This is a genomic window from Arthrobacter rhamnosi, assembly GCF_054510855.1.
In genome coordinates this window covers 451062-463428 of record NZ_JBTNDT010000002.1, presented here as the reverse complement: position 1 = coordinate 463428, position 12367 = coordinate 451062, and the positions used below count along the sequence as shown (strand labels likewise).

The following is a 12367-nucleotide window of genomic DNA, read 5'->3' as shown; positions in this document are numbered from 1 at the left end:
GCTCAGCCCTTCACTGCCGCCGTGCTCTCCCGCACCACCAGGCGCGTCGGCACCAGTTCCCGCCCCGGCTCTGTCGAATTCTCCCGCATCTGCTTCAGCACCTTGTCCACGCAGCGCCGGCCCACCTCCGCGAAGTCCTGGTGCACCGTGGTCAGCGGCGGGCTGAAGGAGGTGCTGTCCGGGATGTCGTCGAAGCCCACGATCGAGACGTCCTGCGGCACCCGGATGCCCTTCTCATGGAATGCCCGGAGCACCCCCAGCGCCATCTGGTCGTTCGCCACGAACACCGCGGTGCAGTCGGAGGAAGCAAGGGACAGCCCGGCGAGATACCCCGAGTCGGCCGACCAGTCGCCGCGCAGCAGCGGCGGCTCGGCGCAGCCCCGCGCCGCAAGGGTCTGGCGCCACGCATTGACGCGCCGCTCCGACGCGAAGGACGCCGACGGGCCCGCCACATGCCACACCGTCGGATGCCCCAGATCCAGCAGGTGCTCCACGGCCTTCCGCGCGCCGTCGGCCTGGTCCGTGTCGATCACGCTGTAGCCGTCGCTCGCATCGGAGTCCACCACCACGGCGTGGACACCCGGCGGCAGGGACACAGTGGCGGCGTCGAGCAGGTGGACCTCCATGATCACGATGATCGCGTCCACTGCCAGCTCGTTCAGCCGTGAAAACGCACCCCGCACGCCGGCCTGCGTCGGCGCGGAGACGGGGATCAGCGTGATGGCGTAATCCTCCTCCGCGGCGCGGGCCGCGATGGCCTCGAGCGTGCGGACGTTGCCGGTCGTGGAGAGAGTGAAGAGGATGACGCCGAGGGTCCGAAAGCTCCCCCGCTTCAGGGCGCGCGCAGCACTGTTGGGCCGATAGCCGAGCTCGTCCATCGCGGCGATGACCTGCTGCCGCGTCGACTCGATGACCCCCGGGCTGCCGTTGGACACCCGCGACACCGTCTGCGCCGAGACGCCGGCCAGCCGGGCGACGTCGGACATGGAGACGCGCCGATCCTCACGCAGGAGGTGTTGACGCGATGGAGGAGACATGTGACCATCGTAACAACAATGTTTACGTAAACATTCCCGCGCTCGCCCTGCTATGTTTACGCAAACATCACCGACAGAGTCAGAAGGAACCACCCATGACGACGGCGTCACCCCCACCGGCCACGCTCGGCACCCTGCCGAAGCCTGCCAAGCGAGCGCAGAAGCGCCCCCAAAAGCGCTCCTGGTCCGGCTGGCTCTTCATCGGTCCGTTCATGGCGGTCTTCGCGCTCGTCTTCCTGGCACCGATCGCCTACTCGATCTTCCTCAGCTTCTTCCGCAACCAGCTCGTGGGCGGCAATGGCTTCGTGGGCTTCGCCAACTACTCCCAGGCCCTGCAGGACCCCCAGTTCTGGGCCTCACTCCTCCGCGTGACGCTGTTCCTCGCGGTGCAGGTGCCGGTGATGCTGCTGATCGCCCTGCTGGTGGCCCTGGCCCTGGACAGCGGCCGGCTGTACGGGAAGTCCTTCTTCCGCATCTCGATCTTCCTGCCGTACGCGGTGCCCGCCGTCGTCGCCAGCCTCATGTGGGGCTTCATGTACGGCACGCGGTTCGGGCTGGTGGGCAACATCAACAACGCCCTCGGCACCAACCTGCCGAACCCGCTCTCCCCCGAGCTGATCCTCGCCTCGATCGGCAACATCGTCACGTGGGAGTTCATCGGCTACAACATGCTCATCTTCTACTCCGCGCTCCGCGTGATCCCGAAGTCCCTCTACGAGGCCGCGGAGATCGACGGCGCCAGCCAGTTCCGCCTCGTCACCGCCATCAAGCTCCCCGCCATCCGCGGAGCCCTCGTGGTGGCCGGCATCTTCTCCGTGATCGGCAGCTTCCAGCTCTTCAACGAGCCCGCGATCCTGCAGAGCCTCGCGCCGAACTCCATCTCCACGTACTTCACCCCGAACCTGTACGCCTACTCGCTGAGCTTCTCCGGCCAGCAGTACAACTACTCCGCCACCGTGGCCATCATCATGGGCATCATCACCATGGTCATCGCCTACGCCGTGCAGCTGCGCGGCATGCGGAAGGAAAGCTGACCATGAGCGTCGCCGTCGAACCCACCCGCACGGACAAGCACAGGACCAAGCAGAAAACGAAGCCCGGCTACGTGCGCCTGAAGAGCACGCGCCGCGGCGTCGACAATCCGAAGCGCAGCGTCCTCCTGACCGTCCTCACCGGGATCGTGCTGATCTACAGCCTCATCCCGCTGGTCTGGCTGTTCATCAACTCGTCCAAGACCCAGGCCGATCTCTTCACCTCGTTCGGCCTCTGGTTCAGCGGCGACTTCGCCCTCTTCGGCAACATCGGTGACACCCTCGCCTACGACGACGGCATCTTCGGCCGCTGGTTCCTCAACACGGTGCTGTACGTGGTGCTCGGGGCCGGCGGGGCGACGTTCCTCGCCGTCCTCGGCGGGTACGCCCTCGCGAAGTTCTCCTTCCCGGGCAAGAAGGCCGTGTTCGCCGTCGTCATCGGTGCCGTGGCCGTCCCCGGCACCGCCCTGGCGGTCCCCACCTTCCTCATGTTCAGCGAGATGGGCCTCACCAACACCCCATGGTCGGTGATCATCCCGTCCCTGATCTCGCCGTTCGGCCTGTACTTGATGTGGACCTTTGCCTCCGAGGCCATCCCCACCGAGCTGCTGGAATCGGCCCGCATGGACGGCGCCGGCGAGTTCCGCACGTTCTTCCAGATCTGCCTGCCACTCCTGGGCCCGGGCATCGTCACGGTGCTGCTGTTCACCATGGTCGCCACGTGGAACAACTACTTCCTGCCGCTGATCATGCTCAAGGACCCCGCCTGGTACCCGCTGACCCTGGGCCTGAACGCCTGGAACGCGCAGGCCTCGACGGCCGGCGGCGAGGCCATCTTCAACCTCGTCATCACCGGCTCCCTACTCACCATCCTCCCGCTGATCGCGGCGTTCCTGCTGCTGCAGCGCTACTGGCAGTCCGGCCTCAGCGCCGGTGCCGTCAAAGAGTAAAGCCCCTTCCGAAAAACGATGAAGTGAAAAGGAACCCCATGAAGAGCAAAATCTCCCCGGCGGTGCTGCGCGGTTCGGCACTGGCCCTCGCGGCAGCCCTCGCCCTCACCGCCTGCGGTGGCGGCGGCGGGAACGACGCCGGCGGTGCGGCACCCGCAGAGGTCAGCGCCGATGACGTCCAGGCAGCCCTCGAGAAGGGTGGCGACCTCACCGTCTGGGCCTGGGAGCCCACGCTGGAGAAGGTCGTCGAGGACTTCGAGGCCGAGTATCCGAACGTGGACATCGACCTCGTGAACGCGGGCACCGGCAACGACCAGTACACGGCGCTGCAGAACGCGATCGCCGCCGGCTCGGGCGTGCCCGACGTCGCGCAGGTCGAGTACTACGCGCTCCCCCAGTTCGCCCTCGCCGAGTCCGTGCAGGACCTCAGCGGGTACGGCGCCGGCGACCTGCAGGACACTTTCAGCCCCGGCCCGTGGAGCTCCGTCCAGGCGGGCGAGGGCATCTACGGCCTGCCCATGGACTCCGGGCCCATGGCCCTGTTCTACAACACCGAGGTCTTCGAGAAGTACGGCGTCGAGGTCCCCACCACCTGGGATGAGTACATCGAGGCGGCCCGGACGCTCCACAAGGCGGACCCCAAGGTGTACATCGCCAATGACACGGGCGACGCCGGCTTCGCCACCAGCCTCATCTGGCAGGCCGGCGGCAAGCCCTACATGGTGGACGGCACCGACGTGAAGATCGACTTCTCCGACGAGGGCTCCACCAAGTTCGCGGAGACCTGGCAGCAGCTCCTCGACGAGGACCTCCTGGCACCCATCAGCTCCTGGAGCGACGAGTGGTACCAGGGCCTCGGCAACGGCACCATCGCCACCCTGTCCACCGGCGCCTGGATGCCTGGCAACTTCACCTCCGGCGTCCCCACGGCAGCCGGCAAGTGGCGTGCGGCACCGCTTCCCCAGTGGGAAGAGGGCGGCACGGCGAGCGCCGAGAACGGCGGCAGCTCGCTGACCATCCCGACCGCCAGCGAGCAGGGCGCCCTCGCGTACGCCTTCCTCGACTACGCCAACGTGGGCGACGGCGTCCAGACCCGGATCGACGGCGGCGCGTTCCCCGCGACGTCGGCGGCCCTCGAATCGGACGAGTTCCTGAACTCCGAGTTCGAGTACTTCGGCGGCCAGAAGGCCAACGAGATCTTCGCCGAGTCCGCTCGGAACGTCCCCGAAGGCTGGTCCTACCTGCCCTTCCAGGTCTACGCCAACAGCATCTTCAACGACACCGTGGGCCAGGCCTACGTCTCGGACACCCCGCTCAAGGACGGGCTGAAGAGCTGGCAGGACGCGAGCATCAAGTACGGCACCGAGCAGGGCTTCACCGTCTCGGAGTAGCACCAGACCCGGACCGGGCGGGAGCTCGCGCGCATCCGCCCGGTCCGTTCCACCTGATCGATCCCAGCTGTACCCGCCGTCGTCGTCCCTCGCCCGGATACGGGAAGGGCACGACGACGGCGGGCGGCGCGACCGCGCCCGAACGCCTCGAGAATCACCGCCAAGGAGCTCCACCGTGTCGACACCCACTCCCCACCGCTGGCTGCGCTGGCCGTCCGAGCCGAACCGCAGGCGCATGGCCTTCGGCGCCGACTACAACCCCGAGCAGTGGCCGCGCGAGACGTGGGACGAGGACGTGCGCCTCATGCGTGAGGCCGGCGTCAACGTGGTGTCGCTGGCGATCTTCTCCTGGGCGCGCCTGCAGCCCGAGCGGGACGAGTGGAACTTCGCGTGGCTCGATGAGGTCATCGACCTCCTGCATGCGAACGGCATCGCCGTCGACCTCGCCACCGCGACCGCCTCCCCGCCGCCGTGGCTCGCTACCGAACATCCCGAGATCCTCCCCGTCACGCAGGACGGCGGCACCCTCTGGCCCGGCGCCCGCCAGCACTGGCGTCCCACCAGCCCTGTCTTCCGCGAGCACGCCCTGAAGCTCGTCACAGCGATGGCCGAGCGCTACAAGGACCACCCCGCCGTCTGCGCCTGGCACATCTCCAACGAGCTCGGCTGCCACAACATCTACGACTACTCCGACGACGCCGCCCGCGCCTTCCGCACCTGGCTCACCGACCGCTACGGCAGCATCGACGCCCTCAACGACGCGTGGGGCACCGACTTCTGGTCCCAGCGCTACACCCGCTTCGAGCAGATCCTGCCCCCGCGCCAGGCCGCCTCGCACCCCAACCCCACCCAGCAACTCGACTTCAAGCGCTTCTCCTCGGACGCCCTCAAGCAGTACCTCCGCGAGGAGCGCGACATCCTGCGCAGCATCACCCCGGACATCCCCATCACCACCAACTTCATGGTCATGGGCGAGACCAAGGGCATGGACTACGCCGACTGGGCCGCCGAGCTGGACTTCGTCGCCAACGACCACTACTTCGTCCCCGGCCCGCAGGCCGTCGACGAGCTCTCCTTCTCCGCGAACCTCACCGGCAACATCGCCGGCGGGAAGCCCTGGTTCCTCATGGAGCACTCCACCAGCGCGGTGAACTGGCAGCCCGTCAACACCCCGAAGAAGTCCGGGGCACTGCGCCGGGATTCCCTCACCCACGTGGCCCACGGCGCCGACGCCGTCTGCTTCTTCCAGTGGCGGCAATCCAAGGCCGGCGCCGAGAAGTTCCACTCCGCGATGGTCCCCCACGCCGGCGAGGACAGCCCGATCTTCCGCGGCGTCGTCGACCTCGGCCGGGAACTCGCCTCGCTGTCCGACGTCGTCGGCTCCCGCCGCAGCGCAGCACCCGCCGCGATCCTCTTCGACTGGGACTCCTGGTGGGCCTCGGAGCAGGACTCCCACCCGTCCGACCGCCTGCGCTACAAGCAGGAGGCCCTCGACTGGTACTCGGCGTTCCTAGCGCTCGGCATCCGCGCCGACGTCGTCCCCTCCGCCACCGACCTCGTCGGCTACGGGCTCGTCGTCGCGCCCATCCTGCACACCGTCCCGGCAGCCCTGAAGGCGCGGCTCGAGGACTACGTGACCGGCGGCGGGCACCTCGTGGCGAGCTACTTCAGCGGCATCACCGACGAGAACGACCACATCTGGCTCGGCGGCTACCCCGGCGCCCTCGCGGACCTGCTCGGCGTGCGTATCGACGAGTTCGGCCCGCTGCTCGACGGCGAGACCGTCTCCCTGGACAACGGCACCACGGCCACGGGCTGGGCCGACCGCGTGCTGCCGCGTGCCGACGGCGTCGAGGTCCTCACCCGATACACCATCGGGGAGCACGCCGGAGATGCGGCCGTCACCCGACGGCAGGTCGGCTCCGGCAGCGCCGCCTACGTGGGAGCGCGCCTCGGCGCGGAAGGCCTCGAGCCCGTCCTCGCGGGCCTCGCCGCCCGCGCCGGGATCGCCAGCGAGCTGCCCGCCGAACTCCGCGGCGCCGTCGAGCAGGTGCTGCGCACGGACGACGACGCCGACTACGTCTTCCTCATCAACCGCACCGACGAGCCCGTGGACATCACCGGCGTCGACGGCGACCTTCTCACGGGAGAGGAGCCCAAGCTCGCTCCCCGCTCCGTCGCCATCCTCACGAGGAAGGGCCGCACCACCTAGGACCATCACGCAGTACCCACCTTGCTGGAAGGAACACGTTCAATGACGAATCGATCCAGGCGCGCCACTCAGGCCGCAGCCACGGGGGTGGCCGCCGTCCTGGCAGCCGCCTCCCTGATCGGGGGTGCGGCGCAGGCAGCGCCCCCGGCCCCGCCCGCACCGCCGGCCGTCCCGGAGGGCGCCCTGACCCTCACGCCCGACCCCTCCTATCAGGGCGATGAGTTCGAGGGCTGGGGCACGAGCCTCGTGTGGTTCGCGAACGCGACGGGCGATTACCCCGACGAGATCCGGAACCGCCTCGCGGAGCTGGTGTTCGGGCCCGAAGGCCTCAACCTCAACATCGCCCGCTACAACATCGGCGGGGGCAACGCGCCCGACGTGAAGGACTACCTGCGCCCGGGCGGTGCCGTCGAGGGCTGGTGGAACGCCCCCGAGGGCACTACGCGCGCGGACACCGACTGGTTCGACCCAGAGGATCCCGCCGACTGGAACCTCGAGGCGGATGCCACGCAGCGCTGGTGGATCGACCGCATCAAGCAGGACATCACCCACTGGGAGGCGTTCAGCAACTCGCCGCCCTGGTTCCAGACCGTCAGCGGCTACGTCTCCGGCGGCTTCGACGCGAACAAGGACCAGCTGAAGATCGAGAGCATCGACGACTTCAACGCGTACCTGGTCCGCGTGGTCGAGGAGCTCGAGAACGCCCACGGCATCACGGTGGACACGCTCGATCCGTTCAACGAGCCGAACACCAACTACTGGGGCACGCGGCTGGATGCCGGCGGACAGCCCGTCGGCGGACGCCAGGAGGGCGCGCACATCAGCCCCCAGCTCCAGCAGCAGGTCCTGAAGAGCCTCGCGCCGAAGCTCGACGCCTCCAGTACGGACGCGACGATCTCCGCGATGGACGAGACCAATCCCGGCATCTTCGCCACCAACTGGAACAGCTATCCGGCAGAGGTCCGCGACCTGGTGGACCAGCTCAACGTCCATACCTACGGCACCGGCCAGCGCACCACGGTGAGGGACATCGCCAAGGGCGAGGACAAGCCCCTCTGGATGAGCGAGGTCGAGGGCTCCTGGGGCAACGGCCAGAGCTTCACCAGCATGGAACCGGGCCTCGGCATGGCCAAGCGCATCACGGACGACCTCCGCGAGCTCGAGCCCAGCGCCTGGGTGTTCTGGCAGCCCGTGGAGGACTACGACAACATGAAGCCCGGCGGCGAGAGCGCGGCCGGCGCCAACTGGGGCAGCATCCAGATGCCGTTCGACTGCACCGATGCGGACACGCTCGAGAGCTGCCCCATCTACACGAACACCAAGTTCAACACCGTGCGGAACTACACGCACTACATCCAGCCCGGCGACCGCCTGGTGCAGGTGAACGACGAGGACACCACCGCCGCCATCACCGACACCGGTGCCGCCGTGGTCCACATCAACGAGTCCGCCGATGCCAAGCCCGTGGTCCTCGACTTCTCGAAGTTCGGATCCGTGGCACCCGGTGCGACGGTGACCCCCGTGGTCAGCGACGCAAACGGTGCCCTCGTGGAGGGTGGAGCGGTCGCGATCGAGGGTGGCTCCGCCGTCGTCACCGCGCCCGCCCGGTCCGTCACCACCTTCGTGGTCGAGGGCGTCTCCGGCGTCGCCGAGGACGCGGCCGCTCTCCAGGACGGGCACGTGTACCGGCTGCAGGGCGTACAGAGCGGCAAGTCGATCGAGCCGACCGGCGGCACCGCCGTCATCAGCGCGAGCGACCCCGCGGACGCCGGGCAGCTGTTCCGCTTCACCAGCCTGGGCGAGGACAACACGAACCGCGAGCGCTACTCGATCGCCACGCTCGACGGCGCCTCACAACTCGCGGACGCAGGCGGCGCCGCCGTCGTCGCTCCCGTCGGAGCCGACCCACGCGCGGCCTGGATCGCCTCGACCACCGGCGACGGCACGTACACCTTCGTGAACGCCGAGACTGGCCTGCTGCTCGAGGTGGGCGGCGGGAAGACCTCCGAGGGAGCTCCCGTGACCCTCTATGTCGCCAACTCCGGCACCAACCAGCGCTGGACGCTGATCGACGAGACCGTGCTCTCCGTGCAGGACTCCACCGCGTTCACCGTCCCCGGCACCGCACCGGTGCTGCCGAAGACCGTGACGCCGGTCTACCGCGACGGCGCACGCGGAACCATCCCTGTCGAGTGGAAGATCCCGAACGACAACCGCTGGAAGAAGCCCGGCACCGTCAAGGTCAAGGGCACCGCGACCGACATCACCGGCACGCAGTTCCCCGTGGAACTCACGGTCACCGTGGACACCCTCGTCTCCACGCAGCCTGCCCGCGCCAAGGCCGTGGTCAACGGGCTGCCCGAACTGCCCGCCACCGTGACTGCCGTCGGCAGCCAGGGCGGCACGGCCGAGCGCCCGGTGACCTGGAGCACCCCGGTCAGCTACCCCGCTCCCGGCGTCTACGAACTGGCGGGCACGGCCGATGACGGCAACGGTGGCACGCTCCCGGCGACCGTCCGCATCCAGGTCACCGCGGGCACGCTGGACAACGTGGCCGACGACGGCGGCACCACCGCCAGCGCCACCTACACCGAACCCGGCTACGGCACGGCCGGCCTGTTCAACGGCGACACCCGCGACAAGGCTTGGTCCAACTGGCGCTCCGGCACCAAGAACGCCGCCGACACCCTGACCGTGACGCTGCCCGAGGCGCAGACCCTCGGCGGCGTGGTCGTGCACTTCTTCCGCGACGGATCGTCGGACAGCTACGCGCAGACCCTGCAGCTGCAGGTCCAGGGCGCGAATGGTGCGTGGACCAACGCCGGCGGTCCGGTGAGCGTCCCGGGTGGCTCTCCCGCCCCGGCGGTGACCCTGCCGCTCGACGGCATCACGGCGTCGAGCGTGCGCGTGGTGATGACGGCCCGCTCGCAGACGCACATGGTGGTCAGCGAGATCGAGGTCCTCGGTGCCGTTCCTGCGGAATCGTCGGATGCGGCGCTCGCGTCGATCAGCGTCGACGGGACGCCCGTGGCCGGCTTCGATCCCGCCGTGACTTCCTACTCGGTGGCGTCGCGGGGCAAGCTCCCCGCCCTGTCCGCCGTTCCGGCCGACCCGTACGCGACGGTGTCCGTGACGCAGCCCTCGGGCGCTGACCGGACCGCCGTTGTCACGGTGACGAGCGAGGACGGTTCGGCCACGAGCACCTACCGGGTGGACATCACGCAGTAGGGCTTCCGACCCAGCACAACGGGGCGTCCGCGGCAGCGGGCGCCCCGTTGTCGTCTGTGCCGTCACCGCCGGTTGCTATGCAGCGAATCCAGGACGTGCGGAGGAAAGCGAGTGCCGCCGCGAGTCCCGCCTCGGCATCAGAAACAACCCCCAGTGCGATGACCCCGCGACCACCGCCGCCCCCACTACTTGCTGCTCGCGCCGTACAAAACACGTAGTAATTACTCGTGCGCCGACCACCGGGGCCGACCACTGTTAGCAGAGACACAGGAGTGGCGAACGGGTCTCAAGGAGCAGTTAACAATGGCGCATAACACAACCCCATGACAGAGAACCTACTGACGGTTGCGGAGATAGCCGCCCAGATGCGGGTATCGAAGATGACTGTGTACCGCCTGGTGCAGTCCGGCGCGATGCACGGTATCCGGTTCGGCCGCTCCTACCGGGTGCCGGAAGCGGCAGTGCAGCAGTACCTCGACTCCGTGAACTCAGGGCACTGATCGGCCGCTCGGAGTGCGCCCTGAACGGCGTCTGCTCACCGGCGCCCTGGAAGGTAGCGGTGATGCGAGTCCTCGAGTGACTGCGGATCCAGGCGGGCCCTAATGCCGCGCGCGTATCACGCGTCGGGAGGGTCCATCCTGACGCGCCGATCCTCTGACGCCCCGCGAGGTGCTGGCACGCCAGCCTTGTGGGTGCTCGGACACCCGTCTCGGCGCGTCGTTCGGCTGGAGTGCGCGACTGGACCCCGACCAATGCCCTGAATCGGCACGGTCGTCGGCTAGTTTGGAGACCGTGTACTAGCGGCCTTGCCTCGGGCCCCGAAAGGAGCATCGAGTGGACGGTGGAGTGGAGAGCTGGTTCCTGAGCCGTGACGAGCGGGGGAATCTGGCAACAGAGGTGCACGCAGGCGGTGCTGGGTCGCCGTCCTGGTCCGAGGGCAACCTCGTGCGGCCCCTCATTCATGGAGCTACCTACTTCGCCCGACTGCACGAAGAGCTGACGGCCCTGCGCGAGGGAGACCGCGTGTGGTTCACCGACTGGCGCGGTGACGGCGACGAACGGCTGACGGAGGACGGCCCGCCGATCGGCGCCTTGCTTGCGGACTTGGCCCGCAGAGGTGTGGAAGTGCGGGGCCTGATCTGGAGATCCCACGGAGAGCGCGTGTCGGCGCCGATCAGCGGCCGGTCCAACGAACTCATGAGCCGCCAGGTCAACGACGCAGGCGGAGAAGTGCTGTTGGATCAGCGTGTCCGCCTCTTCGGCTCCCACCACCAGAAACTCTTCGTCATCCGGCGTCGTGACGACCCCTCCCGCGACGTCGCATTCGTCGGTGGAATCGACCTTTCCCACAGCAGGCGGGACGACGCCGGCCATGCGGGAGATCCGCAAGCAGTGACGATGGATCCCCGGTACGGGAAACGGCCGCCGTGGCACGATGCGGCCCTCGAACTCCGCGGGCCCGTGGTGGAAGACGTGCTCGCACTGTTCGCCGAACGGTGGAACGACCCGCATCCCTTGGACCACCGCACCCCTTACCGTATGCTGCTGCATCGCCTCGCCCGCATGCCCCGGCACCCTCAACCTCTTCCAGCCACTGCTCCACCTCCACCACCGGCGGGCCCCCATGCCGTGCAGTTGCTGCGCACCTACGGCGTGAAGCATCCCCCGTTCCCCTTCGCGCCCGACGGGGACCGGAGCATTGCCCGTGGCTACGCGAAAGCCTTCTCCCGTGCCCGCTCGCTGATCTACATCGAGGACCAGTACCTGTGGTCGACAGAGGTCGCGGCCGGCATCGCGTCGGCCCTGAAACGCAACCCCGATCTGAAGGTGATCGCGGTCGTGCCCCGGTACCCGGACTCCGACGGCCTCCTCGGAGGGCCGCCCCGGCGGATCGGGCAAGTGCGCGCCATGCGGATACTGCACCGGGCTGCGCCCGGCAGGGTCGGCGTGTTCGATCTGGAGAATAAGGCCGGAACACCGATCTACGTCCACGCCAAGATCTGCATCATCGACGACGTCTGGTTCGCCTGCGGCTCGGACAACTTCAACCGTCGGTCGTGGACCTCGGACAGCGAGCTCACCTGCGCCGTACTCGACACCACGAGCGGCACGTCGGAAACGACCCGCACGGACACCGGACAGGACTCCTACCGCCCGCTGGCCCGCGAGTTCCGGCTGCAACTCTGGGCCGAACACCTGGGCCTGGACCAGGACGACCCCCGCCTCCAGGACCCGGCAGCAGGGTTCGATCTGTGGAACAGTACAGCTGACGCTTTGGACCGGTGGCATGATGCCGGCCGCCGCGCACCCCGTCCTCCAGGGCAGGTACGGCGCCACACCCCGGCACCCGTGTCGCCTCTCCAACGTCTCTGGGCGGAGCCCCTCAGCCGCCTCGTCGTCGACCCAGACGGCCGTCCCCGCCGATCACGCGGCACGTCCGAGTTCTAGGGAAGCCATATCAGCGCTCTACCGGCGCGGTGTCCGCCGTTACGGCCTATGGGGGCGCCAAGGGCGGACA

Annotated in this window: 8 protein-coding genes; 7 read left to right on the top strand and 1 reads right to left on the bottom strand. The window is 68.5% G+C overall.

Annotated elements, in window-relative coordinates; genetic code table 11:
* Positions 1 to 2: 2 nt before the first annotated feature.
* The gene (locus ACX80I_RS06535) at positions 3 to 1037 is read right to left on the bottom strand and encodes a LacI family DNA-binding transcriptional regulator (protein ID WP_459344305.1); all 1035 of its coding nucleotides are present in this window, start codon (positions 1035 to 1037) and stop codon (positions 3 to 5) included.
* Positions 1038 to 1132: 95 nt separating this feature from the next.
* On the opposite strand from ACX80I_RS06535, the gene ACX80I_RS06530 reads away from it, so the two are divergent.
* The 7 genes from ACX80I_RS06530 to ACX80I_RS06500 all read left to right on the top strand — a co-directional run bounded on the left by ACX80I_RS06530 (position 1133) and on the right by ACX80I_RS06500 (position 12297).
* A complete protein-coding gene (locus ACX80I_RS06530) occupies positions 1133 to 2071 on the top strand; it encodes a carbohydrate ABC transporter permease (protein WP_459344304.1) in 939 nt (312 codons plus the stop codon).
* 2 nt (positions 2072 to 2073) lie between these two features.
* Complete coding sequence (locus ACX80I_RS06525) at positions 2074 to 3018, top strand: carbohydrate ABC transporter permease (RefSeq protein ID WP_459344303.1); 945 nt, start codon at positions 2074 to 2076, stop codon at positions 3016 to 3018.
* A 38-nt stretch (positions 3019 to 3056) separates the two neighbouring features.
* Entirely contained in the window at positions 3057 to 4409 is a 1353-nt protein-coding gene (locus ACX80I_RS06520) for an ABC transporter substrate-binding protein (RefSeq protein ID WP_459344302.1), read from the top strand.
* Between the two features lie 175 nt (positions 4410 to 4584).
* A complete protein-coding gene (locus ACX80I_RS06515) occupies positions 4585 to 6621 on the top strand; it encodes a beta-galactosidase (RefSeq protein ID WP_459344301.1) in 2037 nt (678 codons plus the stop codon).
* A gap of 42 nt (positions 6622 to 6663) precedes the next feature.
* Positions 6664 to 9849, top strand: a complete 3186-nt coding sequence (locus ACX80I_RS06510; RefSeq protein ID WP_459344300.1) for a glycoside hydrolase — start codon at positions 6664 to 6666, stop codon at positions 9847 to 9849.
* Positions 9850 to 10172: 323 nt separating this feature from the next.
* Positions 10173 to 10349 carry a helix-turn-helix domain-containing protein gene (locus ACX80I_RS06505; protein ID WP_225437255.1) on the top strand — a complete coding sequence of 59 codons (177 nt, stop codon included), beginning with the start codon at positions 10173 to 10175 and terminating at the stop codon, positions 10347 to 10349.
* 334 nt (positions 10350 to 10683) lie between these two features.
* On the top strand, positions 10684 to 12297 hold the full coding sequence (locus tag ACX80I_RS06500; RefSeq protein WP_459344299.1) for a phospholipase D family protein: 1614 nt from the start codon (positions 10684 to 10686) through the stop codon (positions 12295 to 12297).
* Positions 12298 to 12367 lie beyond the last annotated feature (70 nt).

Bases quoted from the DNA above. Each gene is read 5' to 3' on its own strand.
- ACX80I_RS06535 (WP_459344305.1), bottom strand. From the start codon at position 1,037: ATGTCTCCTCCATCGCGTCAACACCTCCTGCGTGAGGATCGGCGCGTC.
- ACX80I_RS06530 (WP_459344304.1), top strand. From the start codon at position 1,133: ATGACGACGGCGTCACCCCCACCGGCCACGCTCGGCACCCTGCCGAAG.
- ACX80I_RS06525 (WP_459344303.1), top strand. From the start codon at position 2,074: ATGAGCGTCGCCGTCGAACCCACCCGCACGGACAAGCACAGGACCAAG.
- ACX80I_RS06520 (WP_459344302.1), top strand. From the start codon at position 3,057: ATGAAGAGCAAAATCTCCCCGGCGGTGCTGCGCGGTTCGGCACTGGCC.
- ACX80I_RS06510 (WP_459344300.1), top strand. From the start codon at position 6,664: ATGACGAATCGATCCAGGCGCGCCACTCAGGCCGCAGCCACGGGGGTG.
- ACX80I_RS06505 (WP_225437255.1), top strand. From the start codon at position 10,173: ATGACAGAGAACCTACTGACGGTTGCGGAGATAGCCGCCCAGATGCGG.